Origin of the sequence: Paenibacillus sp. H1-7 (assembly GCF_022354825.1) — a bacterium.
Taxonomy (GTDB): domain Bacteria; phylum Bacillota; class Bacilli; order Paenibacillales; family NBRC-103111; genus Paenibacillus_S.
This window is the reverse complement of sequence record NZ_CP031168.1, coordinates 6,097,722-6,122,632: the sequence shown is the minus strand read 5'-3', so window position 1 is coordinate 6,122,632 and position 24,911 is coordinate 6,097,722. Positions and strand designations below refer to the sequence as shown.

Here is a 24,911-nt window from a genome sequence, read left to right as displayed (position 1 = left end):
GAGGGACAGCATGCTAAAAGCAAGAGCCAAATGGAAAATAAGCAAAACGGATGCCCGGCAAGTGGAGGAATTTGCTAACGAACTGCAAGTTTCTACTTTGGTAGCCCGTCTGCTTATAAGCCGGGGAATAACTGACAAAGAGCATGCTGCCGCTTTTTTACATGGGGGAACGGATCATGTCCACGATCCGTTCCTTTTAAGTGGAATGCAGAAAGCGGTGGAGCGAATCCGTCAGGCATTGGAACGCGGCGAAAAAATCCGCGTGTATGGCGATTACGATGCGGACGGAGTGAGCAGTACGACCTTGATGGTCCATTTGCTTAAGCAGTTGAATGCAACATTCGATTATTATATTCCGCACCGTGTCCATGAAGGCTACGGATTGAACAAGCCGGCTCTGGATTTGGCCCGTCAACAGGGAGTACAGCTTCTGATTACGGTCGATACGGGTATCAGTGCGGTTGAGGAAATCGCTTATGCCACCGAGCTCGGTATGGATGTCATCGTAACGGACCATCATGAGCCTCCCGAGCTGCTGCCGGATGCCTACTCGGTCATTAACCCGAAGAAGCCGGATTGTCCGTATCCGTTCAAATCGCTGGCGGGAGTCGGCGTGGCGTTAAAGCTGGCGCAGGCACTGCTAGGCCGGTGGCCTGAAGAGCTGCTGGAATTCGCAGCCATCGGAACCGTCGCCGATTTGATGCCTTTACTTGGCGAGAATCGTGTTATCGTCAGGCAAGGCATTAAGAAAATGCAGAGCACCAAGAACTGGGGCATCCGCTCGCTCCTCGACGTAGCCGGAGTCAAGCTGAAGGATGTCAATGCTACGCATATCGGCTTTGCCCTGGCACCGCGCATCAATGCCAGCGGCAGACTTAACAATGCAGACGATGCCGTGAGGCTGCTTATTACGGACAGCGAGCAGGAAGCGGAGCATCTGGCGTACGACCTGGATTCATTGAACAAGGAACGGCAGCGGATTGTTGATGAAATGACCAAACAGGCGATGGCCATGGTAGAGGAACGCATGTCCTCCGGCTTGAACAAAGTGATTGTGCTAGCTCAAGTGGACTGGAATGTCGGTGTGATCGGAATAGTAGCGTCCAAGCTGCTCGATAAATATTATCGTCCTACACTGATTCTTGGAATCGATAAAGAGTCGGGAATGGCCAAAGGATCGGCACGGTCCATAGCCGGATTCGATCTGTATCAGGCGCTGACGCATTGCCACGATTTAATGGATCATTTCGGAGGTCACCAAGCAGCCGCCGGAATGACTTTGCCCAAGGAAAACCTGCCGGAGCTGGAACGCAGACTTAACGTACTGGCGGATGAGTGGCTCAGCCCGGACGATTTCATCCCGATTTTGCAAGCGGACCTGGAATGCTCGTTAGATGAGGTCGGAATCGATACCATTCAACAGCTGGATCAGCTGGGGCCCTTCGGCATGGGCAATCCCGTTCCGAAATTTGTGTTTACCGATGTGCGCTGTCAGGAGCTTCGGACGATCGGCAGAGAGCAGCAGCATATTAAGATGATGCTATGCAAGGGTACTGAAGAAGCGTCGGTTGCCCTCGATGCGATCGGATTCAACAAGGGAACGGTGCTTCCGTGGATTTCTTCCACTGCTACGCTTAATGTGCTTGGCGAGCTCTCCATCAATGAGTGGAACGGGGTCCGCAAGCCGCAAATGATGATTCAGGACGTTAGCGTTCCCGATGTTCAGCTGTTCGATTGGCGAGGGGCTGCCAAGCCCGAGAACAAGCTTCAGGAGCTGGCGAGATGTCTGGAGCAGCTGTATGGTAAAGTCCAGGAAGGGCGAAAATTGCCCGCGCTGTTAACGTTTCATCCGGACGATAAGCAGGTGAGGTTCCAGCTTATCAAGTCATACCCCGTCTGGAAAGTAGATACAGCGACAGGCGAATGCATACCTGCGAATGATCTCGCGCGTGGACTCACATGGTCTGACGTAACGGACGTGGTATTTTACGATATGCCGCCGCGCTTATCTTTGCTTGAGCAAGCCGTTGCCAACGCCGCTCATGCTCAGAGATGGTACGCATTATTTTCCGGGAAATTATTTGATCAGGGGACGATTCCGTCGCGGGACATGTTCAAAACGGTATATGGAGCAGTTCAGCAGCAGGGAAACCGGGCATTCCAAGGAAACGCATTTACGGATGTATTATCGAGAAGGTCCGGGTATTCCAAGGAACTGATTCAATTTATGCTTGATGTATTCACCGAGCTGGGCTTCGTACGGAAAACGGCGGAAGGCTTCATGCCTGTCGCTAATCCCGTGAAAAAAGAGCTTGGATCGTCAAGGCTGTTCCAACAAAGAAAACATAGCGCCGAAGTCGAGCAAACGCTGCTTTACTCCAGCGCACAACAGCTATATGAATTGCTGAAAGGCTGTCAAAATCAAACCAAACCGTCATTGGAGGACATAATATGAATTTTAAAGAATACATTCGCGTGATCGATGATTTTCCGCAGCCGGGGATCAGCTTCAAGGACATTACGACATTGCTCAACAATGGCCCTGTCTATAGAGAAGTCATTGCCGAACTGGCGCGTCAGCTGAAGGATAAGCAAATTGACGTTATCGCCGGACCGGAGGCGAGAGGGTTCGTAATCGGCGCGCCGCTTGCCGTTCAATTGGGAGTTGGCTTCGTGCCGATTCGCAAAAGCGGTAAGCTTCCAGGCCGAACGATTGAAGCGGATTATGCGCTGGAATATGGCAAAGACAAGCTGGCTATGCACGACGATGCCATCCAGCCGGGACAAAAAGTATTGATCGCCGACGATCTGCTTGCAACTGGCGGAACCATTGCAACATCGATTAATTTGGTGAAGCAGCTGGGCGGAGAGGTTGTCGGAGCGGCATTTTTGATTGAGCTTGAAGAACTGAACGGCCGGGACAAGCTGGGAAATATCGATATTATTTCTCTTGTCCAGTATTAAGCCACTTCAATATTTAAATAAACAGCTCCTGACCCGGCAACGGATCGGGAGCTTTGTCAATTACATCGCGTATTTCCACAACAACCAGCTTAGTACGGAGCAGAACGCCGACACGATTCCGAACACCCATACGATCTTCGTCTCGCTCCAGCCGTACTTCAAGCTGTAATGGTAATGAATCGGAGACATCCGGAACAAGCGGAGTCTTGTTTTTTTGTAATACCACACCTGTAAAATAACGGAAATCTGCTCGGCGAAAAAGACAAAGAAAAGAAGCGGAATAAGGATTTCAACCTTCTCCATCACAGTAAGAAACGATAAGGAGCCGCCTATGGCCAGGGAGCCGGTATCGCCCATGAAGGCTTTGGCCGGATACATGTTGTATAGGAGTAAGCCGAGCAGGCCGGCAATCATCACGAGACAAAACAGCTGAACCTCCACTGATTCGGTTATGGCCAGGAAGAATAAGTAAGTAGGAATGGATGTGAAAATAAGCAGTCCGTCCAGACCGTCTGTAAAATTCACCGCATTGGCCGTTCCGATGATGAACAGAAGAAGCAGTATCAGGTATAACGGCAAAGAGAGGTCGAGAAAACGGCTTCCCCACAGCTCGATACCGGATTGGATCGGATGGAGCCGGCTGTAATAGTACAGGAGCACGACGGTAACAAAGCACTGCAAGAGCAGCTTCGTTATACTGCTGATTCCGTTTGGATCTTGAAGGACGGCTTTCTTCATATCGTCGATACAGCCGACCAAACTGAAAGCTAAAAAGACGATACTGAGAAACATAACGATGTCACCCGGATGATAAATGAGCAGCACGACGGTACCGGTAATAAGTACAACGCCTGCCATGAGCGGCGTGCCCCGTTTGGCTTGGTGGCTGGCCGGAAGCTGGGAACGGATCGGCTGGGTCAGGTGCAGTGTTCTAAGGCCGTAAATAATTACCGGACTAAGAGCGGCTACAATGAAAAACGTTAGACCGAATAGCATAAGACGATTCATTAACAGGGATCACTTCCTTTTTGGCATAAGGACTATTCTTATTTTTATGTCTAGAGGACAAGATTAAAAGCGAAAAATACGACTACCGGATTTCCTGTTTTGAACTTTATCATGATCAGATCGGATGTGGATAACATGAACATAAACGAATGGATTACGGATACAAAAAAAATAGTTAGTGTAGGCCCGAACTTCAGGGCTTTTCGGCATCAGAAGGGGATTTTTCATGAGGAGCCGCCGACACTGTCGTTAAAATCTCCGGAGAGCTTGACTACCTCGGCGAGCATTTATGTATCTCCGCAAATGCCGGAGTTTTTCTGTGAAGTGGAAATGGCTGTCGTCATCGGTCAGGATGCGAAGCATGTAGCCGAGAGCGAGGTCCGCTCCATTATTGCCGGATATGCCATAGCCAACGATATTACGGCAAGCACGCACTTTGAATCGGGCCGGTTTAAAATGTATGACCAGACAACGCCGATAGGCGAGCTGGTGCAAGTATCGGATCCAACGAACGTGCAGCTGGAGATGTGGGTGAACGACCGGCAAATCCAGCTTGACAATACGAGCGAGATGATATTCTCCGCCCATTGGCTTGTTGCGCATATTTCCGATATTATGACGCTGCGCAAAGGCGATATCATTTTGACGGGTACACCGGCCAATCCGCATATTTGCAAGGTGGGCGACAGAATTGAGATGAGAAGCCCGCAGCTCGGAAGCATTCGTCATGTTCTGCATCAGGGGACGTAGGCAGGAAAAAAAATTTTGCCTAAAAAAAGCGGAAACCGGTCCTAATCGTCCCGTCTTATGCTAGAATAAAACGTAATTCATGTTTTCTGCGTACGGCTGCGGAAGACGGTAAAGAGGGCTGACGATGCTGACAAAACTGAATAAAACATTGGAAAAGATTATGCCGGTGCTCACTCCGGCTGCAGTCGGAGTCGGGCTGCTTAGTGCTTCGTGGCTGCACACGTTAAGCTTCCTTGTGCCGTGGATATTTGCGGTCATGACGTTCGCAGGAAGTATCGGCTCGAACTTCAAAGATCTGGGCAAGGTGATGAAGCACCCGCTCCCCATTATCGCGGTGTTTCTTATTTTGCACCTTGTGATGCCTCTGATCGGATGGGCGGCAGGCACGCTTATTTTCCCGGGTGACGATCTGACGCAAACCGGCTTCGTGCTTTTATTCGTCATTCCTACCGGCGTGGTCAGCTTGGTGTGGGTCACGATCTACGGAGGAAACATTGCGCTGACGTTGGCATTGATCCTGCTGGATACGCTGCTGTCGCCATTTATTGTACCGCTCAGCCTTTCCCTGATCGTAGGAGCCAAGGTGCACATGGATGTGTGGGGAATGATGAACGGACTGCTCTGGATGGTTGTGATTCCTTCGGTCATCGGCATGCTGCTGAATCATTGGACGAAGGGGCAAATTAAGACCGTCTGGGGGCCGCGGCTGGCACCGTTTACGAAAATCGGCTTATTTGCCGTCGTAGCCATTAACAGCTCGGTTGTAGCGCCTCACCTGAGGGATATGAACGTGAAGCTGGTACAAATCATCGTTACCGCCTTAGTGTGCGCGACGCTTGGTTATCTTGCCGGTTGGCTGGTCTCCCGTTCGATGAAGTGGGACCGGGACGTTACGGTTGCGCTTACGTTTAACTCAGGGATGCGCAATCTTAGCGCAGGAGCTGTGCTTGCCATCAGCTTCTTCCCGCCGCCCGTGGTGCTTCCGGTTATCGCAGGCATGCTGTTCCAGCAGCTGTTAGCCGCTCTGTACGGCTATAATCTGGATAAAAAGTACCGTCTAAAAAGCCAGCCTTCCCAAGCGGCTTGACGGTGATGTTAAGCAGCCGATAAGGCTGCTTTTTTTTCGCCACAATAGAACTTATATGACTCCGAGATCGTCGCTTTTCTCATGGGCTTACAAAAAAATCGCAGCGGATTGATTTTTTCCCCCTTACATGTTCTATAATAGAAGCAATAGACAAAAGCCGACTTATTGTGCGGCTGTACATAAAGGGAGATAGACAAGTGAGCAGCAATTCGAAGCATACGGCAACTGTTTCACTCGGAGTCATGGCAGTTGGCTTCGCAGGAACCTTATTTCTGGATGGATCGCAGACGTGGGTGCGATTCGCGCAAAGCGGCTTTGAAGCAGGGCTGGTGGGAGGCCTGGCGGACTGGTTTGCCGTGACGGCGCTGTTCCGCCATCCGTTAGGCATACCGATACCTCACACGGCGTTATTGCCGAAAAACCGCGATAAAGTGTCCAAAGCTTTTATTTCTACCATTCAGGACGATTTGCTGAGCAAAAAAAGCATTATGGATAAGCTGTCGCAAGTTCCGTTGGTTATGCGGCTGCTCAAAGGAGCGGAGGAGCAGCTCGGAACGGATGGGGCCAAGGCGGGCATAGCGTCTTTATGCGAATACATCATCCTGCAAATTCCTTTGGACAAGCTGGCGCAGCTTGGGGAGCGCGAAGTAGAGAAGCTTCTCCAGACTCTGGATATGCGAAGCATGTTGAACAACGTGCTTGAGTATGCGTATGCGCGCAAGTACGATGAAAAAGTGTTCGATTTTGTCCTTGACTTGGCGGAGCAGCTGGTCATGAAGGAAGAGATCCGCGACCGGATGGGGCTGATGGCGGTCCAGGCGTTGTCGCAATTGAAAACGAACGGCTTCATGCAGTTCGCGATGAATGCTTTCGTAGGTTATTTCAACGAGGACAAGCTGGGCTCGTTAATTCAGCAATTCATACTGAGCGGCATCGAAGGCTTGAGAATGAAGGAGAATCCGAACCGGAAGGCCGTGTTGAATGCCCTGCGCTTTTGGCTGGACAATCCTGCGAACAAAGACGGCATTACGTCCGAGCTTGATAATTGGAAGGAGCAGCTGCTGTCGCAATGGAATTTGAACGAGAAGCTGCTGGAGCTGCTGCAGCGCTTGCAAGAAAAAGCGTTGGCATGGGTACGCGACGAATCGTTCGCCGACGCGTATGCAATTCCTTTCGTTTCCGGAATCATAAGCAAGATGGAAGCCGATACGGAGATGATGAACAAGCTGGAATTGACCTTGCGCGAGCAAATCGCCAAATGGATCGAAAGCAACCATCATAAGATCGGTGCCCTGATCCAGGAGAACATCGACCGGTTTGACGACGAGACGCTTATTTCGCTGATGGAAGACAAGGTTGGCAAAGATTTGCAATGGATTCGAGTCAACGGAGCGATCTGCGGCTTTCTGATCGGGATCGTTCTGGCTGGCGTTAAATGGGCTATCGGCTAAAAAAGACTGCTGCAGCAGGGGTTTCCTATACGCGGCGGCAGGAAATATCCATCAGTCCGTGTGCAGAAATGATGTGTAACAAACAACTAAGCTCACTAGCCATTTTGCAGTTTAGCAAGCCTGCTTCCCATCGGCGAAACAGCCGAAACGGGGCGGGCTTTTTTTCGTTCCGCCGGCTTGATCAGGTATAGGGATGGAAAGACCGGGCTATGTGTTTACTAGCTTTGGGAAGGAGGGAATCCGTTTTGCGATAATCGTCTGCGGCTGATTTGATAAAATATGGTGACTTGTCAGACAAGTTTGTAGTAAAATAGGATAGAAATATTCCAGAAATATTCTCTGATTGTTGTAAGCGCTATTTTCGGTTGTTAACGTGTGCACATGATCGACGACTAATAGCTTACGCAAAGAAAGGGATGAATGGCATGAAACATATCCTCATCGTAGATGATGAACCGATAATCCGTGCCGGATTGTTGAAGTTGATCAAGCAATACAGCGAGACAGTTCATGTTCACGCAGTTCCGAACGGAGTGGAAGCCATTGCCGAAATTCGCAGGCAGAAGCCGGATATGGTGTTTACGGACATTCGCATGCCGAAAATGAACGGGCTTGAGTTGTGCAAGCAGATTGCCGAAATGAATATGAATATCCGTACCGTCGTCATTTCGGGACACAGCGACTTTAGCTACGCTCAGCAATGCTTAAGCTACGGCGTCAAAGAATATTTGCTAAAGCCGGTTACCAAGACGGACCTGTACCCGGTGCTGGATCGGCTGCTCCATATGGATAAGCCGCCTTCTATCTCGATTTCGGCTTACGGAGAGTGGCTGGATCAGGCCGAGCATGCCATTTGGTCGTCCAATATGGAAAGCATCCGGCACTTGCTTGCACGATGGAAGAGCGATGACTTGTGCGGAGGGCTCAAGACCGAGCAAATTCAGCAGATGGTTGAGGATGCGCTAAAGATACTGGTTAAGAAGCTGAATGCGCGGCAGTTGTACCATTTTGAGTGCGAGCCATTGTTCGATTCATCGGCTAGTCAGGACGAGGTGCAGGATTACATGGAGGCCGAGCTGATTCGGCTGTGCGAGCAGCTGATTCATTGGCGGAGAGGCAGCCAGAAAAATTTGTTCGAGGAAGCCAAATCCTACATAGACGAGCACATTAGCGAGGAAATCAGTCTGGAAGCGGTGGCCGACAGGGTAGGGCTTGCACCGACCTACTTTAGCTATTTTTTCAAGAAGATGACCAATGAGACGTTCGTCCAATACCGGATGAAGAAGAGGATCGAAATGGCCAAGAGGCTGCTGGAGCTGCCGCATTACAAAATCGTCGACGTCGGAATGGAGATCGGTTATCAGAATTATCCTCATTTCTCGAAGATATTCAAAAAAATGACGGGGATATCGCCTACGGAATACCGCCAAATGCTGGGAATCAAATAGTGGGATCGACTATAACGAATTTACAAAGGATTGAATCCGATAGGGAGAGTGTATTCACATGGCCAATTTGAAATGGGAGCAAGCAGCGCCAGGCATATGGAAAGTACAGGAGGGGGAAAGCTCGCCGTTATCCGCAATGTCCGTCATGGGGAAAGCTCCGAAATCGACGGCGCTTGAGGCAATGACGGCAGCAGCGTTCCCGGTGGATGCGAACCAAATCAGCGTCAAAGTAACTCCCCGCCAAACGATCGTTACGCTTCCTCTGGAGCGTGAGGAGAGCCTGTACGGGCTCGGTCTGCAGCTGTTGAAGCTGAATCATCGGGGACGCACCCGTTACTTGCGGGTCAACAGCGATCCGAAGCAGGATACGGGTGAGACTCATGCACCGGTGCCTTTTTATGTATCGAGCCGGGGCTACGGCGTGATGGTAAACACATCGCGCATCGTCTCGATCTACTGCGGCTCCGCTGTGAGAGCCGATAGCGGGCTTAGCGGCGATGCAAAGGACCGGAACTCCGATCGGACCTGGAAAGCGACTCCGGTATCGGATACGGTCGAAATCGTAATCAACGAGCCCGGTGTGGAGTTGTTTGTGTTCGGCGGGCCGACTCCATTGGACGCGGTACGCAGGTACAATCTGTTCCATGGGGGCGGCGCTCTTCCGCCGAAATGGGGGCTTGGCTTCTGGCACCGCGTACCGAAATCGTACTCGGACCAAGAGGTTATGAATGAAGCTATGGCGTTTCGCGAACGCGGCTTTCCATGTGATGTCATCGGTCTCGAGCCGGGCTGGCACAGCAAGAGCTATCCTGTAACGTACGAGTGGCATAAGGGAAAATTTCCTGATCCTGCAGGCTTCGTTAAAGGGATGGCGGAGCAAGGCTTCCAGATCAATCTGTGGGAGCATCCGTATGTGTCTCCGGATGCGAGAATTTATGAGGCATTGGAGCCGCTTTCGGGCTCGCATACGGTATGGCATGGACTTGTACCGGATTACACGCTGCCGGAAGCGCGCGATATTTATATGAAGCAGCATGAGACGGATCATGTCGACATCGGTGTATCGGGCTACAAGCTGGATGAGTGCGATGGCAGCGAGCTGACACGCAACTCGTGGATTTATCCTGCGCATGCCCAGTTCCCATCCGGTGCGGACGGGGAACAAATCCGGCAATTGTACGGCTTGATGATCCAGAAGATGACCGACGAGCTGTATCGAAGCAAAAACCGCCGGACGTACGGCTTGGCTCGCGCTTCGTCGTCAGCCGCCTCCTCTTTGCCTTATGTGCTCTATTCCGATCTGTACGATCACCGGCAATTCGTAAGAGGCATGTGCAGCTCCAGCTTCAGCGGTCTGCTCTGGACGCCGGAGGTGCGTAAAGCGAAAAATGCGGAGGATTGGGTCCGCAGGATGCAGGTTGTGTGCTTCTCGCCGCTCGCGATGGTCAATGCTTGGGCTGACGGAACGAAGCCATGGTCGTTCCCTGAAGTAGAGACGATCGTCAAGAAATATATCGATCTGCGGATGAGGCTGATCCCGTATTTGTATTCCGCCTTCGCACAGTACTGCTTCGAAGGTGTACCTCCTATTCGTGCGATGCAGTTGGAAGCAGGCTCGGTACGTGCAGCTGAAGGGCAGGAGCATACTCTGGATTCGACGGACTTTGCTTATGGCGGCGTTAGTGAAACGGAAGTGGATGACCAGTTTATGGTCGGCGATTCCCTGCTTGTAGCTCCGCTATTCGAAGGGGAATCGGAACGCAATGTCTATTTGCCAGCCGGCGTATGGTACGATTTCGAAACCTACGAGCGCTGGGAGGGCGGACGGACGATCCGGGTAAGTGCAGGACTCGACCGCATTCCAGTATTTGTAAAGGACGGCGCAATCATTCCGATGATGCCGGCGCTGCAGCACGCTCCTAAAGCTGGAGAAGCCGTAGAACTGGAGCTTCATCATTATGGAACCGCTCCGGGACGTTCTCAATTGTTTGATGACGACGGGGAAAGCTTTGCGTACGAATCGGGTGGTTACCGCTGGAGAAATCTCGAAGTTAAGAAGACCGCAGACGGTACATTGTCGGGTACAGTGTCGGAAGCCGGAGATGACTGGCAGTCGGCTTACAGTACGTTCACTTGGGTGTTCCATAACCTGCAGGCACAGTAGGGAGACAGGACGACATGATGCTGCAATATAACGGAGCACTTGACAAGGGTGCTCGCCAAAGCCGGCTCGTCCGGTATTCGGCTGACGGTTTCGAATCCAACGATGATCCGGTTGCTCCAGCGAGAATGTATCGCATACAGCTGGAACAGCGATTGAGTCTAGGGCGGTCAGGATCTTGGAGCCTCACAATACATGCAAGAAATAATGGAAATTTACTATACGTTGGGGAGGCAGCAAACAGATGTCAACACCATGGATAAAGCAAGGCGACAAGGTGCTGTTTCAAGGGGACAGCATAACGGATGCGAAGCGTGTTCGGGAGGATGGCAACGATCTGGGCAAAGGATATGCACTTATGGCGGCGGCCCAGTTTTCCTCCCTTTATCCGGAGGAGCAGGTTACCTTTTTGAACCGCGGCATCAGCGGCAACAGAGTCAAGGATTTGCAAAACCGGTGGCAGGAAGACTGTCTCGATTTGAAGCCCGATGTCGTATCGATTTACATCGGCATCAACGATACTTGGAGAAGATTTGACCGCAACGATCCTACTTCAGCGGAGCAGTATGAAGAAGGGTACCGGGATCTGCTGAACCGCACCCGGCAGCTGGACGCGAAGCTCGTGTTAATCGAGCCGTTCGTTCTGCCGGTGCCGGAAGACCGGAAGCTGTGGAGAGAGGATCTCGATCCGAAAATTCACGTCGTACGCGAGCTGGCACGCGAATACGGCACGCGTCTTGTCTCGTTGGACGGATTGTTCGCTCAAGCGTCAACCAAGGCTCCATCGGCTTTCTGGGCTCCTGACGGAGTACACCCGTCTCCGGCAGGACATGCGCTGATAGCTAGAGCATGGCTGCAAGCCGTCGGCGCTATACAATAACATGCACAATGCCCCGGTTAGGAGAGGTAGCCGCTGCTGAAATTGCAGCTAAGCTCTCTTGTGCCGGGGCATTGATTATTGTTATTGAAAGTAGATTCGGCTGCTTGTTACCGAGCTTTTTTATTCAAGACCTGCAGCGGCATACACTTTATGGAATGCCTCCTGCGAACGCTTCAAAAGCACGTCGCTCGGTTCCTCAAGCGGCTTCGGCGTCAATATTTCCTGGGCAATCACGCCACGATAGCCGATTTGGTTCAATGCACGAAGAAATCCTCCCAGGTCGATTACGCCTTCTCCTGGGAACAGACGGTCATTATCCAAAACGTCCTGCACCGGTACCGCAGGTGCATCGTTGATATGAACCAGGACGATTTGCGACGGGTCCAGCTGCAAAATAGCTTCAACGTCCAACTCGTTCGTATACCAATGGTAGCTGTCGAACAGCAATCCAACGTTGGATTCTCCTATCGCGTCAATCCAGTCCAGCGTCTCCTTCAAACCCCAGATGAAGGGATTTTTCCATCGCGTTCTAAGATGATGCGGCCCTACGAACTCGAGACCGAGACGGATGCCGAACGGCGCCAACAGCTGCGCGCATGTACGCAGACGCCGGGTGGCCAGCGTCATGAACGGTGCGGACTCGTAGTCGGTTGATGGGAGCACATAGGTGCAGCATGCCGTGCACCCAAGGGCAGCGGCGGCTTCGGCGTCGCGAACCAACCGTGACAAGCCGGCGCGGAATTCCTCTTCGCTTGTACGCCATTGCACGGACAGCCCGATGGTTCCGATTTGAATTCCGTATTCCTTCAGAAACGATTGTGCCCCGGCAATTCCTTTGCTGTCGATCCATTGCTCCAGCTCTTTACCGTCTGCAGCAATAGCTTCGAACCCATGTGCGGATGCAGACCGGATGAAGTCCTCCAGTGTGCCGACGCTGCCGATTCCTGCACGGGTTAACCCTTTTAACATGGTGTGGCCTCCTTTATAAATGTGCTTGAGCTAGTTACAAGCTCCAGTCCAGCTTGACTTCGTGACCGGTTCTGGACGATTCGTAGATCGCATCGAGGATCAGGTTGTTCGTAAACCCTGTCAGTGCCGAAGTATCCGGCTCTTTACCATCGCGGATACATTCGAGAAAATGACGGCTCAGCCGGATGCGCCCGCCTTCATCCTTTTCAGGGGTGGAAAGGGAAACTTCAACGGGGCGGTCGAATTGCTCCGTAAGCAGCTTGCCTTGGTTGCCGCGAATGGATGCGCCGCCCTCGGAGCCCATGAGATGGACGAAATGAGCGCTGTCCGTATCCATATGAACCGCCCAGCTCACTTCAAGCGAGAGTGTGCTTCCGTCTTCCATTTTGATCAGGGCCGTAGCCAAATCCTCCACGTCGAAGCGGCCGTTCCAATCGGGAGTTCCCCAAGTGCCGATGCCGCGTTTTTTAGGTCCGAATTCCGCATAGGTTGAGCCGTATACGGAAACCGGCTTAGGGTTGTTCATCAGGAAAAAAGCCAAATCCAGCATATGAACGCCGATATCGATCAACGGTCCGCCACCGGATTCGTTACGCTTTGTAAACCACGTTCCCCAGCCGGGAATCCCTTTGCGGCGCATCCAGCCGACTTTGGCGTTATATATTTGCCCGAGCGCCCCTTGATCCACTTGCCGCTTGATTTGCAGAGGGAGCCACTCCCAGCGCATTTGGTGGGGAATCATCAGCACTTTGCCGCTTGCCTTTTGGGCTTTGACAATTTCTTTGGCTGAGGGCACGTTGATTGCCATAGGCTTCTCGAGCAATACATGTTTGCCTGCCTGAAGCGCCTGTACTGCAATGGGTGCGTGATACTGATTCGGCACGCCAATGACAACGGCATCGATCTCAGGGTCGGCGATCAGTTGATCTGCCGTTTCATAGCATTTGGGAATGCCGTATTGGGCTGCGCGCTGCTGTGCCAACGGTAAGTAGGAATCCGTAACAGCCGTGATGACGACTTCTTCACTAGGAAGCTTTTGGAAGGTCTGAATATGTACGTTGCCGATATTGCCGGCGCCGATGACGCCGATGCGGATAGGGTTGCTCATCTGAATGTCCTCCTGACGGTTTGTGGCTGCCTGCAGCCGGATAAGTAATCTGGGCCGATTTTAATGAAATTGAATCATTTCAAAACGAACGGTTGAAAGAAACCGTATTCTTTTTTATAGTAAGATGGAACTGAAGAAATTGCGTCCCACTTTTTCCGGTCGGTATCCCAAAATTTCAGCAGGGGAGAGATAGTCGCATGGCCGTCATTCCGAAATATTTGACCCATTATCCCAACATGGACTCGGAGCTTCCTTTTCACATAAAAATTCACAGACTGGAAAACGGCTTCCCATCGCATCGGCACGATTTTTTGGAGTTTTCCTATGTTATCGAAGGGCGCGGAACGGAAATCATCAACGGTGTGGAGCATCCGATGGTTCCAGGGACATTTACGCTCGTCATGCCTTATCAATATCATGAAATTATCTCGGAGCCGGGAGCTCCGTTGTCGTTATATAACTGCAACTTCGGAATCCACTTGTACGCGCCGGGAGAGCAGCTGCCGGGAATCGATCTGCATCAGGCCGAAGACCTGCTGCCTTCCTTCGTGCTGCTGCCGGAGTGCGAGCAGGAGAGGCTGCGGTCTCTTCTTGCGGAAATGCGGGAGGAATATGCAGGGGATAGCTTGTGGAAGCAGTCGCTGCTCAAAGCCAAGCTGACGGAGGTGCTCGTCCGGTTCGACCGGTTCCGCAGAAACATGACGGGAGAAACCGTGGCGGCGCCGTTTCGCAAAGGGAGAGGACACTCGCAGCAGCCAAGCAGCATCTGGCGGGTCATTCAGCATATACACGCTCATTACCAGGATGATCTTACATTATCGGGAGTGGCCGACACGTGCGGCTTCAGCGTTCCTTACTTGAGCGAGCTGTTCAAAAAGACGGTGGGGCAAAACTTCCTCACCTTCGTGCATGAAGTTAGGATCCGTCATGCGTGCGGACTTCTTGCTGCGACGGATATGAACGTCTCCGATATTGCACTGGAGTCGGGCTACGGCTCCTACAATACATTTTCCAGAATATTCAAAGAGCACAAAGGAATGACTCCTGTCGAATACCGGAAGCGGAAATCGGCAGCGGTAGAACTGATTTCCAACAGGTAAATACGAATGAAAAATACCCCTGAGAGCTTCGGTTGCGCAAGGAACCGTTTGCACGTCAGGGCTTTTTGCCATATCAGAATAGGTAAGACTCGTAAAGGCCGCTCATCTTCGGGTATCGTCGATAGACGTTTTTCTCTCCACAATGGAATGGATAAGCTATCCGAGATCATCGGATGCAAAATTCCATTTGGCGTTAAAAACTTCGATTGAACGCGGTCGCTCATCTTCGGGTATCGTCGATAGACGTTTTTCTCACCAATACCGGCAGAAAATACGGCTTCGATTGCGCCAGAATGTTCTCCTTCTCGTCGACAACCTTGACCTGAAGCTCCAGATTGCCAGGTTTCGCCAATAAAGATTTGGGCAGGTCGGCCGTAAGCTCCTGTTCGCTTTCCCATTTCGTTTGCATCGGCTTGCCGTTCACGTAGACGACGCTCCCAATACCGTAGCGGCCGCCGGTCAGAGTGATCTGTATCATCTTTTTCGTATCGGTGAGCGCGCCGTCAACCGTACTGAGCGAATCTGGAGTAACGGATGTTATAACAGGATCTCCGTATCCCATTATTAATGTAGGTTGGATTGGCGGGTCATCCATACTCTCCGGGGTATTCCTGTCGTCGCCGAACATCATAACCTGCTGGCGTGACTGGTATTCAGTCAAATCCGCCTCGTTAATGTTCATGGCTTCATAGTACGATTTAGGCGGTATGATCGGGATTTTCTTGGACAGCTGCGACAGGAAATCGGTGTAATCGCTTCCTTTTATCTTGGCCAAATTAAGAACGTAAGGTCCGAGAAAGGAAGGATTGAAGTATAAGTCTTCCCTGCCTTCCTGAAGGTAGTTGTTCCATATAAGCAGAGGAACCTTGTGAGTCTTCTGCAGAAAATCGGGATCCTCCTCGCCCTGTAAATAATGGCCTTCGCGGTAAACGTAATAATCTTCCTCAAAGAAAGGGAGATGGTCGCCGAAAAACACAACGATCGTCGGCTCCTTCACTTTGCTGTAATGCTCTACGAGCTCCTGCAGCATGGCGTCCGCTCCATTCGCTCCTTGTGCATACGTTTCCAAAATATCGATTGCTGCGCCTGCCATCGTATCTTTCTTATCTTTGATTCGAATGGTGTTCCGTTCGAATTTATTGGCATAATAATGGTAATGATTTTCCATCGTGTTAGCGAAAATAAAATCGGCGCCTTCGGTGCGAGCGCTTTCTTCAATAATCCGTTTGGCTACGGCATGATCGCCGATATAAGGCCCGACGAATTCATCCGGATTAAAAAACTCGTAGCTGATATAGCGGGAAAAGCCAAAATGACGATACACGTTCCGGCTGTCGAAATACCAGTCGTAGAACGGGGTAATCGCGGTAGGAGTGTAGTTTCGGGACGACAAAATCGACGCCAGCGACTCGATATCGCGCTTGACGAATTCCTCGTACGCTATCGTATTTTCGGGTAGAAACCGCATGGAATTGCCCGTAAGCACCTCCAGCTCCACATTGGCCGTGCCGCCGCCGAACTGGGGTGACAGCATCCAGCCGCTCGTATATTTCTTGCTCAGCTCGTGAAAGGTGGGTATCGGGTCTCTGCTGAAAGACAGATCTTTCATAAGAGTAGGGTCCCAGAACGATTCGCTGAGAACGATAATAATATTGGGATTGCGTTTCAGCTCCTCGCTTGTCCAATCGGTTAAGGAGGTGTCCAGCTGCAGCGGCTTGCGCGGATTGGCAGCTTTCTCGACGGGAGGAGATGTCCGCATCATGGATATAACGCCTATGACGATAAGTATGGCGAGCATGCGAGCCCATACCGGGTAGCTGCGAAACGGTTTACGGAATTTTGATAGCATGGACATGTCTCCTAAATTAACAATAATTTCAATTATAGCATGGATAGGAAAGGAAACGCATCCATTTTGTAAGCGATCCCAATTTGTCGATTTCGTCAGCAGCTTAGAGCCGGTTTGAGTCCGAGGCTTGCTTATGGGGGAAGTTAATTTCATCCAAAAAATACGTTGACGCCGCCATCGGTATCCACTAAAGTAACAAACATACGTACGCTTTTTGGAAGAGCGGTATTCACCGTAAGGAGGGCAGTCCATCATGAAACAGAAAATACCGGTGAAGGAATACGCCGGATTGCTGCAAAGCTACTTAAGGCCGCAGCGCAAAGCGATTGTATGGCTGTCGCTGCTGTTGTGCGCCGGCATCGTCATGCAGCTCATCAATCCGCAAATTATCCGTTATTTCATCGATACGGCCAAGTCGGAAGACAGCTCGGCACCGCTCATCTACGCGGCAGCTTTGTTCATCGGAGTATCTTTGCTGCAGCAGGTCATTACTATTATCGCGACCTATATCGGGGAAAATGTGGGCTGGATCGCCACGAATAAGCTGCGCGGGGATGTTGCGGAGCATTGCATGAAGCTGGATATGTCGTTCCATAAGTCTCACACGTCGGGTGCCATTATCGAGCGCGTCGACGGCGACATTAACAACCTGGCGAATTTCTTCTCCAACTTCGTCGTGACGCTGCTCAGCAATCTGGTGCTGGTTGCCGGCATGCTCGTTCTGCTGTACCGGGAAGGGTGGGTTATCGGGCTCGGCATGACCTTGTTCGTCGTGGCCGCTATATACGCCATCCAGTATATTAGAAAATTCGCCGTCCCTCACTGGGGGAATTTGCGGCAGATGAGTGCGCGCTTTTACGGCTTTCTAGGCGAGCATCTGGAAGGGACGGAGGATACGCGCGCAAACGGTGCGACTGATTATGTCATGTTCCGCTTCTTCACCTTGATCCGGGAATGGCTGCCGCTGCGTATGAAAGCCTTTATGGGCTGGGCCAGCATGTGGATTACGACGCTGGTCGTATTTGCCATCGGCAATGCGGTAGCTTTCGGCCTCAGCGCTTATTACTGGAAGCAGGGGGCGATTACGCTCGGTACCGTCTATATGATCTTCTATTACACGGAACTGATGGCTAAACCTATCGAGAAAATCCGCACGCAAATGGAAGATTTGCAAAAAGCGGACGCGAGCATTATCCGAATCCGCGAGCTGCTCGCTACAGAGCCCAAAATTCGCGACGGTAAAGGAGTGCCGCTGCCGGAAGGGCCGTTGTCCGTTACGTTTAACCATGTCATGTTTGGATACGAGGATGATACGTTAACCTTGAACGACATCGATTTCCGGCTGGAAAAGGGCAAGGTGCTCGGGGTACTGGGCCGGACGGGAAGCGGCAAAACGACGATGGCGCGTCTGCTGCTGCGGTTTTACGATGTGAGCGCCGGAGGAATTTTGCTGGAGCAGGTCGATCTGCGCGACGCCAAGCTAAGCGTTCTGCGCGGCAAAGTCGGGATGGTGACGCAAAATATCGAAATATTCCAAGGGACGGTGCGCGATAATCTGACGTTCTTCCGCGACGATATCCCCGATAGCAAAATCGTCGAGGTGCTGGAGGAGCTCGGCTTGAAGGAGTGGTTCCGTTCAATGCCTGCGGGACTCGACAGCCAGCTGGAGTCCGGGGGCGGCGGCCTCTCGGCCGGGGAAGCGCAGCTCATTTCGTTCGCCCGCGTATTCTTGTCGGATCCGGGGCTTATCATTCTGGATGAAGCGTCGTCGCGTCTGGATCCTGCCACCGAGCAGAAGATCGAACAGGCGATCAACCGGCTTCTGGTGAACCGGACCTGCATTATCATCGCCCACCGGCTGGCGACGATTCAGCGTGCGGATCAAATTCTAATCCTGGAGCAGGGAGAAATGATCGAATTCGGTGACCGTACGGTGCTCGCCGCCGATCACCGGTCCCGTTACAGCCGGATGCTTCAAGTCGGAATGGAGGAGATGCTGGCGTGAGCACCTTTACGTTTTTGTGGCGGATTACGAAGTACCGGCCGCTCTTATATATCCTTAATGCAATAGCCTGGTCGCTTATTTATTTGGCCCCTATCATACCGGGCTGGATTACGAAGGAATTTTTCGATACGTTGTCGGGCGGCGCCGTGTACGGGTTCAGCATTTGGACGCTGATCGTCCTGCTGATTGCGGCTGCACTCGGCAAATCGGTTCTCATTGTTCTGGGCTTTATTACGGACATCAGCTTCCGTTTTCGAATCGGCGCTTTGCTGCGCAGAAATATGCTGAAGCACGTATTGAAGGAGCCGGGAGCGAAGGCGATTCCATGCTCTCCGGGGGAGGCGATCAGCAGCTTCCGCGATGATGTCGATCAGCTCGAGGAGACGATCAGCTGGTCGGTGGACGCCTTCGGGATGACCTGCTTTGCTGTAGTATCCTTCTACATCTTGTACGGCATCGATCCGAGGATGACGCTATGGGTATTTCTGCCGCTGGTCGTCGTAGTGACCATAGCCCAGCTGTCTACGACGCTGCTGCAAAAATACAGGGCGGCAAGCCGGGAGGCGACAAGCCAGGTTACCGGCGCCATCAGCGAAATGTTCAGCACAGTGCAATCCATTCAGGTGGCAGGCGCTGAGGAGCGGGTTATCAGCCGGTTCCGCCAGCTGAACGACAACCGCAGGCAGGCGATGCTGAAGGATAAGCTGCTGAACCAGATGCTCGACTCCGTATTCTCCAATACGGTCAACCTGGGAACCGGCTTTATTCTGCTGCTGGGAGCGCAGTCGATGCGAAACGGCAGCTTTACCGTCGGCGACTTCGCTTTGTTCGTTTATTACTTGACGTTCGTCACGCAGTTCATTCAAAACTTCGGCAAGTTTTTGACCTATTTCAAGCAAAGCACCGTAGCCAAGGACCGGCTGGAGCATCTGCTTCAAGGAGCCGACCTCGCTGTAGCGACCGAGCATCATCCGTTGTATTTGCGCTCGAACCCGATCGACCCGGGAAGCTTAGATGCTGCGATTAAGGAACAGGATCGGCTGCAAGCGATGGATGTGCGCGGGCTGACCTACCGCTATCCCGAAACCGGTAGAGGAATCGAGGATGTTACGTTCCGCATCCCGCGGGGATCGTTCACCGTCATCACGGGGCGCATCGGCTCCGGCAAGACGACGCTGGTGCGGACGCTGCTCGGGCTGCTTCCGATGGATAGCGGAGATATCCGCTGGAACGGGCAGCGGGTCGACCATCCCGGGGACTTCTTCGTTCCGCCCCACAGCGCCTATACGCCGCAGGTTCCGCGGCTGTACAGCGACACGCTTCGCAACAATATCCTGCTCGGGATGAAAAGCGAAGGCGGGGAGCTGCAAAAAGCCGTTCACTCCGCCGTGCTGGAGCCCGATATAAGCCATTTGCAGCATGGAATGGATACGGTGATCGGCCCGCGCGGAGTGAAGCTGTCCGGCGGCCAGGCGCAGCGTACGGCGGCCGCCCGCATGTTCGTTCGCGATGCGGAGCTGCTCGTCTTCGACGACCTGTCGAGCGCCCTCGACGTCGAAACCGAGCGCAAGCTGTGGGAGCGTATCTATGAGCAGCGGCAGGGGGAGGCTACCTGCCTCGTCATTTCGCACCGCAAGACGGCGTTGGCCCATGCGGATCATATCATCGTGCTGAAGGACGGCCGGATTGAAGCCGAAGGAACGCTGGAGGAGCTGCTGGAGACGAGTGAGGAGCTCCGCCATCTGTGGCTTCGGGAGGACAGCAGCGAGAACGCGGGCTAGAGTCCTGAGAGTCCCCATGCTTTTCACGATGTGAATACGCGAGCACATGGCTATAACACCAACTGGCGCCCGCTGTCTCAGTGCGAGTCAAGTCATCATACAACCGTTCCCGCCGGCCTGCTATCAGGCTGCCGGGAGCGTTTTTTTACGTATATAGAATTTATTATCATGGCTCCCCGCAAAGTATCTGATTGGCCTCGAGACCCAATCTCCACTTTGTGGGGTTATGTTACGAGAAGACATCATGCCATACAATAGCAACCTGAATACATAGGAATCGGCATCCCGGTTGCTATAATGAAACTGTGCTTAGAAGGAACCGGGTTCCTTAGGGGCGGGATGGCGAATAGAGACTAGAAATCAGAAGAGGGATGATGAGATGACTTTGAAAGCTATTATCATAGGAACGGGCGGTTGGGGCAAAACGTGGGTTACGCAGACGCTCCCCAAAGCCGTTCAGGAAGGGCAGCTGGAAGTGGCGGCAGCCGTTGATGTGAATCCGGACAGTCTGAAGCTGGCGGAGCAATGTTTGGGGTTGAGCTCTGACCGGTGCTTTACAGAATTGGAGCAGGCCTTTGCAGCGACTGCCCCGCAAGTGTGCATTATAGCATCTCCGCCTCATACCCGAGAGCATATCGCAGTTTTTGCAATGGAGAACGGCTGTGACGTGTTGTGCGAGAAGCCGCTTGCCGATACGCTGGAGGCCAGCTGCAAGATCGTACAAAAAGCGCGCGAGCTCGGGAGGAAGGTTGGCGTTACGATGACGCACCGGTTCAGACAGCCGATCTGGACGTTTCGCGAGCTGGTTCGATCCGGTAATTACGGTGCGCTGGACTACCTCGTTTTCAATTTTAACTGGAACCGCAGAGACGGCCTTAAGGACAGACAGGCTAAAATGGACAATACAATGCTGATCGAAGGCGCTATCCATCAGCTGGACTTGCTGGAGCACTTGGCGGGTGCACGCTGTGAAACCGTGTATATGGATTCGTGGACTCCGAAATGGGGCAACTTCACGGGCAGTGCACAGGCAATGCTTGCTTTGAAGTTCGAGAACGCGGTCCGCGCCTCTTACGAAACCGCCTGGTGCAATGCATCGGCCCAAAACAGCTGGGAGCAGGAATATATCCGCGCGGAATTCGAGCATGCTACGGTCGTATTGAATCGGGGAGCCGTTGAAGTGTTTCCCGAGGAGGACAACATAAAGAGCGGTCCGACAGGTATGCCGGTCCCGCTCAAAGAAAATGCCAAATGGGGCAATGATTACTTGCTGGAATCGTTCCTTCAATGGGTCCATGGCGGACCGGCAATGGAAACGAACGCGGAAGCGAATTTGAACTCCATGACGCTACTGTTTGCGGCTATCGAAAGCAGCAAGCTGGGAATGCCTGTCCGGGTCCGGCAGTTTGCCGCCGATAACGGACTCTTATAGAAAGCTTCAGGACACGGATCCGAGCAGCTGCCGCATCTTCAATTCCGTTTCGGAATCCGGCAGCGGGGTATAGACGCAGCAGCGAAGATCGGCGTTGGCATATACTTGAAACGAGGTAATCTCGAATCTCATGTTGCCGGCGAGAGGGTGGTTCAACTCCCTTACGGTTTTAGGCTCCGTTCTGTGATCTCCCTGCTGCCACAGCTGTGTAAACTGCGGATTGATTTTGGCGCAATGGTCGGTGAATTCGTCGTACCAAGGGTCGCCTGCGTATTGGCCGTAATAGTTGCGGAATATAGTAAGAAAATCGTGTGCGAAATCTTCCCAGTTCACCACCAGGTCGCGCATCTCCTGCTTCATAAAAGAAAGCCAGACGATATTGCGTTCCTCTTCGCGGATAGGTCCGATGCTGCCCATAATGGCGCTGGCCGCCTTATTCCATCCGACAATGTTGCATCTGCGGTCGGCAATAAAGGCAGGGCAAGGACAGAGATAGTCCAAAATGCGCTGCAGCGTAGGATTGATAACGTCGGATTCCGGGGCGAAGGCGAGCGATAATGGCGAAAAGGCGGGCATAGTATGTAAACTTTCGTCTTCGATACGACAGGCGTCTATAACAGTCACTTTGGTCACTCCAATATTAAATCGTACATGTGATTATAAAATATACGTGAGCAAAACACAATATTTTGTCGAGCACCAATTTAAAATCTTGTACGTCTTGTGACGGAAGCGTAAAGTAACGACATTTTTTCGAAATGTACCGTAACTTTCCCAGCTCGGATTCTGGTAGGATGAACAGAGAATTGAAAGCTTTGTCGAACTTCGCTCGACGTTGTTCCATTTTGACGAACAAATACTGGAAGGGGTAATGGACATGTGGACCCAATCATGGTTAGAAGCAATAAGCGATAAATGTAAGCGTTATCCGCAGGCGCGCGCAGCATACGACCGTTTTCGCAGCGATCAGGAGAGACTGGTGTCTCAGAGAGTGGCCATTCCGCTCTTGGAGGGCGGATGGAGTCACGATTACAACTGTCCCAACGACGGCGACCGTCTGATTCTAATCGACCGGCATCATCACCGCTGTCCGACCTGTAACGAGGTTTGGAGCGGCAAGCCATGGGATGATGTAGCCGTAGCCAACGAGCATTGGAACTATGCGAGAACGTGCCGCAACGCAAGCGTCGTATCCGCTATCGAGGGCAACGGGCAATGGGCCGAATGGTCGAAGCAGGTGCTGATGTCCTACGCGGATCATTATGAAGGATTCGAGCTGCACGACCGGTATGGCGGCGCCAGTAAAACATCGGGCAAAGTGATGTGCCAGACGCTGTCGGAGGCGAGCTGGCTATGCTTGCTTGCGCAGGCCTACCATATTTTGAAGGAGCAAGGAGTATTGTCGCCCGAAGAATGCCGGCATATAGCGGACAAGCTTCTATATCCGGCGATTGAGGTTATCAATAACAACCCGGCAGGCATTTCGAACTGGCAAACGTATCATAATGCAGCCAAAGCTTTAACAGCCGCCGCTGTGGGCGACAGAGATCTGATGGATCAGGTGCTTCATGATCCGGAGAACGGTTTTTACTTCCAAATGGAAAATAGTCTTGGCGAGGACGGGTTCTGGTACGAGGGAGCGTGGGGCTACCATTTCTACACATTGGAGGCCCAAACCTTAATCGTGCTGGCAGCGCAAAGCTTTAACCTTCGCCTGTACGAGGAACCGCGGTTTCAATCGATGTACCGTGCGCCGCTGGAGTGCATGCAGCCGGACGGAACACTGTCCGCGATTCACGATTCCGGCGTGGTGCCGATCCAAAAGTACTTCCATCTGTACGAATTTGCCGCCAAATACATCGGGATCGGCAGCGAGGTGCTGGAAGGCGCTGCAAGAGATTCACTGTACAGCTTTCTGTTCGGCTTTGAAGAAGAGCAAGAGGGGAGCGCTGATCTGCAGCCATTGGCAATGGACGAACCGGATAGCCGGTTTGTCCATTTGAAAAAGGCGGGCATGCTGTTTCTGAAGCGGGACGCCGGGGCGCCTGATCAAGGGCAGGTTGCTATGGTCGATTACGGGGAGCACGGCGGATGGCATGGGCATCAGGATAAGCTCAACCTGCTGTTCTACGCCGGAGGACATCCGTGGCTCGAGGATGCAGGGATGCTTCCTTACGGAAACCCGATACACTTCGAATACTTCAAACAAACGGTCGCGCACAATACGGTAGCTGTCGGAGGCAGGTCGCAGGCTGAAGCCGAAGGCTCGATCGAGCTCATGCAAAGGCGGCCGGACGGAACGCTGGAAGCCGTCATGGATGCAGGAGAGGCATACCCTGGAGCAAGGCTGCGGCGGAAAATCGTCCTGACCGGCGATGTGCTGCTCGATGCTTTTCAAATTCGCTGCGACGAAGAGCAGACGGTGGATTGGATCATTCATACCCAAGGGAAACCATTCCTTCCGGATGGCAGCGATGCGGATGAGGCGGCGCGGCTCTCTTGGAGGGAAGCTGCGGAAGGAAGCCTTGGGAGCGAAGACGGGTACTCTTACTTACAGAAGCTGCAGACGGCTTCTCCCGAAGGGGGGCAGTGGCGTGCTGATTGGCAATGGAATAAGCAGGATGCGGCCGGAGACCGGCTGCAGTTGATAGCGCTCGATGTGCAAGAGGGAGAACAGGTATTCATGGCGGAAACCATGGCGATGCCGTCCGTCGGCAAGCGAAGCACATTGATCCGAAGAAGAACCGGAGTTAAGGAAACCGTCTTTGTCTCTTTGTTCCGTGCGACGAAAGGCGATGAATCGGCGATCCCGGTGAAGGCGGAATACGACGCCCAAACCGGACAAGTCGTTGTCCATATTGGAGGCAAGGAGCCGGTAGTGCTATCGGCAAGCTTCGAATAAGCGAGTCTCATTATGC

General features: G+C 52.4%; 18 protein-coding genes. 13 read left to right on the top strand and 5 right to left on the bottom strand.

The window, feature by feature from the left end; genetic code table 11:
- Positions 1 to 10: 10 nt before the first annotated feature.
- Together recJ and DVH26_RS27055 are read left to right on the top strand one after the other, a co-directional pair.
- The gene (gene recJ / locus DVH26_RS27060; RefSeq protein ID WP_239627487.1) at positions 11 to 2,455 is read left to right on the top strand and encodes a single-stranded-DNA-specific exonuclease RecJ; all 2,445 of its coding nucleotides are present in this window, start codon (positions 11 to 13) and stop codon (positions 2,453 to 2,455) included.
- Positions 2,452 to 2,964: an adenine phosphoribosyltransferase gene (locus tag DVH26_RS27055; RefSeq protein ID WP_239627485.1), complete on the top strand. Its 513-nt coding sequence runs from the start codon at positions 2,452 to 2,454 to the stop codon at positions 2,962 to 2,964. Before recJ ends, DVH26_RS27055 begins: the two co-directional genes overlap by 4 nt.
- A gap of 60 nt (positions 2,965 to 3,024) precedes the next feature.
- Here the strand turns inward: DVH26_RS27055 and mraY are convergent, their stop codons facing one another.
- Positions 3,025 to 3,972 carry a phospho-N-acetylmuramoyl-pentapeptide-transferase gene (mraY, locus tag DVH26_RS27050; protein ID WP_239627484.1) on the bottom strand — a complete coding sequence of 316 codons (948 nt, stop codon included), beginning with the start codon at positions 3,970 to 3,972 and terminating at the stop codon, positions 3,025 to 3,027.
- 135 nt (positions 3,973 to 4,107) lie between these two features.
- Between mraY and DVH26_RS27045 the strand changes: the two genes are divergently transcribed.
- The 6 genes from DVH26_RS27045 to DVH26_RS27020 all read left to right on the top strand — a co-directional run bounded on the left by DVH26_RS27045 (position 4,108) and on the right by DVH26_RS27020 (position 11,749).
- Positions 4,108 to 4,722, top strand: a complete 615-nt coding sequence (locus DVH26_RS27045) for a fumarylacetoacetate hydrolase family protein (RefSeq protein ID WP_239627483.1) — start codon at positions 4,108 to 4,110, stop codon at positions 4,720 to 4,722.
- Between the two features lie 124 nt (positions 4,723 to 4,846).
- Positions 4,847 to 5,809, top strand: a complete 963-nt coding sequence (locus tag DVH26_RS27040) for a bile acid:sodium symporter family protein (protein ID WP_345774014.1) — start codon at positions 4,847 to 4,849, stop codon at positions 5,807 to 5,809.
- A gap of 197 nt (positions 5,810 to 6,006) precedes the next feature.
- Positions 6,007 to 7,260, top strand: coding sequence for a DUF445 domain-containing protein (locus tag DVH26_RS27035; protein WP_239627482.1), 1,254 nt, complete (start codon positions 6,007 to 6,009; stop codon positions 7,258 to 7,260).
- Positions 7,261 to 7,685: 425 nt separating this feature from the next.
- Positions 7,686 to 8,708 carry a response regulator gene (locus DVH26_RS27030; RefSeq protein ID WP_239627481.1) on the top strand — a complete coding sequence of 341 codons (1,023 nt, stop codon included), beginning with the start codon at positions 7,686 to 7,688 and terminating at the stop codon, positions 8,706 to 8,708.
- 58 nt (positions 8,709 to 8,766) lie between these two features.
- Complete coding sequence (locus DVH26_RS27025) at positions 8,767 to 10,872, top strand: glycoside hydrolase family 31 protein (RefSeq protein WP_239627479.1); 2,106 nt, start codon at positions 8,767 to 8,769, stop codon at positions 10,870 to 10,872.
- 241 nt (positions 10,873 to 11,113) lie between these two features.
- Positions 11,114 to 11,749, top strand: coding sequence for an SGNH/GDSL hydrolase family protein (locus DVH26_RS27020; RefSeq protein WP_239627476.1), 636 nt, complete (start codon positions 11,114 to 11,116; stop codon positions 11,747 to 11,749).
- A gap of 120 nt (positions 11,750 to 11,869) precedes the next feature.
- On the opposite strand, the gene DVH26_RS27015 is transcribed toward DVH26_RS27020, so the two are convergent.
- Both DVH26_RS27015 and DVH26_RS27010 read right to left on the bottom strand, forming a co-directional pair.
- Positions 11,870 to 12,718, bottom strand: coding sequence for a sugar phosphate isomerase/epimerase family protein (locus DVH26_RS27015; protein WP_239627473.1), 849 nt, complete (start codon positions 12,716 to 12,718; stop codon positions 11,870 to 11,872).
- A 34-nt stretch (positions 12,719 to 12,752) separates the two neighbouring features.
- Positions 12,753 to 13,832, bottom strand: a complete 1,080-nt coding sequence (locus DVH26_RS27010) for a Gfo/Idh/MocA family protein (protein WP_239635495.1) — start codon at positions 13,830 to 13,832, stop codon at positions 12,753 to 12,755.
- Between the two features lie 191 nt (positions 13,833 to 14,023).
- Here DVH26_RS27010 and DVH26_RS27005 point away from each other — a divergent pair, with 191 nt between their 5' ends.
- On the top strand, positions 14,024 to 14,926 hold the full coding sequence (locus DVH26_RS27005) for an AraC family transcriptional regulator (protein WP_239627471.1): 903 nt from the start codon (positions 14,024 to 14,026) through the stop codon (positions 14,924 to 14,926).
- Positions 14,927 to 15,146: 220 nt separating this feature from the next.
- Here DVH26_RS27005 and DVH26_RS27000 read toward each other — a convergent pair whose 3' ends face one another.
- Positions 15,147 to 16,775 carry an LTA synthase family protein gene (locus DVH26_RS27000; RefSeq protein ID WP_239627469.1) on the bottom strand — a complete coding sequence of 543 codons (1,629 nt, stop codon included), beginning with the start codon at positions 16,773 to 16,775 and terminating at the stop codon, positions 15,147 to 15,149.
- 253 nt (positions 16,776 to 17,028) lie between these two features.
- Here DVH26_RS27000 and DVH26_RS26995 point away from each other — a divergent pair, with 253 nt between their 5' ends.
- From DVH26_RS26995 to DVH26_RS26985, 3 genes are all read left to right on the top strand, one after another.
- Positions 17,029 to 18,780: an ABC transporter ATP-binding protein gene (locus DVH26_RS26995; protein ID WP_239627467.1), complete on the top strand. Its 1,752-nt coding sequence runs from the start codon at positions 17,029 to 17,031 to the stop codon at positions 18,778 to 18,780.
- Positions 18,777 to 20,561, top strand: a complete 1,785-nt coding sequence (locus DVH26_RS26990) for an ABC transporter ATP-binding protein (protein WP_239627464.1) — start codon at positions 18,777 to 18,779, stop codon at positions 20,559 to 20,561. The genes DVH26_RS26995 and DVH26_RS26990 overlap by 4 nt, the downstream gene beginning before the upstream one ends.
- Positions 20,562 to 20,940: 379 nt before the next feature.
- Complete coding sequence (locus tag DVH26_RS26985; RefSeq protein ID WP_239627462.1) at positions 20,941 to 21,993, top strand: Gfo/Idh/MocA family protein; 1,053 nt, start codon at positions 20,941 to 20,943, stop codon at positions 21,991 to 21,993.
- Positions 21,994 to 21,999: 6 nt separating this feature from the next.
- Here the strand turns inward: DVH26_RS26985 and DVH26_RS26980 are convergent, their stop codons facing one another.
- Positions 22,000 to 22,617, bottom strand: coding sequence for an MmyB family transcriptional regulator (locus DVH26_RS26980; protein ID WP_239627459.1), 618 nt, complete (start codon positions 22,615 to 22,617; stop codon positions 22,000 to 22,002).
- 253 nt (positions 22,618 to 22,870) lie between these two features.
- Between DVH26_RS26980 and DVH26_RS26975 the strand changes: the two genes are divergently transcribed.
- Entirely contained in the window at positions 22,871 to 24,895 is a 2,025-nt protein-coding gene (locus DVH26_RS26975) for a heparinase II/III domain-containing protein (protein ID WP_239627456.1), read from the top strand.
- Positions 24,896 to 24,911 lie beyond the last annotated feature (16 nt).

Excerpts from the sequence above, each read along its gene's own strand:
- recJ (WP_239627487.1), top strand. The coding sequence starts at position 11 with ATGCTAAAAGCAAGAGCCAAATGGAAAATAAGCAAAACGGATGCCCGG.
- DVH26_RS27055 (WP_239627485.1), top strand. The coding sequence starts at position 2,452 with ATGAATTTTAAAGAATACATTCGCGTGATCGATGATTTTCCGCAGCCG.
- mraY (WP_239627484.1), bottom strand. The coding sequence starts at position 3,972 with ATGAATCGTCTTATGCTATTCGGTCTAACGTTTTTCATTGTAGCCGCT.
- DVH26_RS27045 (WP_239627483.1), top strand. The coding sequence starts at position 4,108 with ATGAACATAAACGAATGGATTACGGATACAAAAAAAATAGTTAGTGTA.
- DVH26_RS27040 (WP_345774014.1), top strand. The coding sequence starts at position 4,847 with ATGCTGACAAAACTGAATAAAACATTGGAAAAGATTATGCCGGTGCTC.
- DVH26_RS27030 (WP_239627481.1), top strand. The coding sequence starts at position 7,686 with ATGAAACATATCCTCATCGTAGATGATGAACCGATAATCCGTGCCGGA.
- DVH26_RS27025 (WP_239627479.1), top strand. The coding sequence starts at position 8,767 with ATGGCCAATTTGAAATGGGAGCAAGCAGCGCCAGGCATATGGAAAGTA.
- DVH26_RS27020 (WP_239627476.1), top strand. The coding sequence starts at position 11,114 with ATGTCAACACCATGGATAAAGCAAGGCGACAAGGTGCTGTTTCAAGGG.
- DVH26_RS27015 (WP_239627473.1), bottom strand. The coding sequence starts at position 12,718 with ATGTTAAAAGGGTTAACCCGTGCAGGAATCGGCAGCGTCGGCACACTG.
- DVH26_RS27005 (WP_239627471.1), top strand. The coding sequence starts at position 14,024 with ATGGCCGTCATTCCGAAATATTTGACCCATTATCCCAACATGGACTCG.
- DVH26_RS27000 (WP_239627469.1), bottom strand. The coding sequence starts at position 16,775 with ATGCTATCAAAATTCCGTAAACCGTTTCGCAGCTACCCGGTATGGGCT.
- DVH26_RS26995 (WP_239627467.1), top strand. The coding sequence starts at position 17,029 with ATGAAACAGAAAATACCGGTGAAGGAATACGCCGGATTGCTGCAAAGC.
- DVH26_RS26985 (WP_239627462.1), top strand. The coding sequence starts at position 20,941 with ATGACTTTGAAAGCTATTATCATAGGAACGGGCGGTTGGGGCAAAACG.
- DVH26_RS26975 (WP_239627456.1), top strand. The coding sequence starts at position 22,871 with ATGTGGACCCAATCATGGTTAGAAGCAATAAGCGATAAATGTAAGCGT.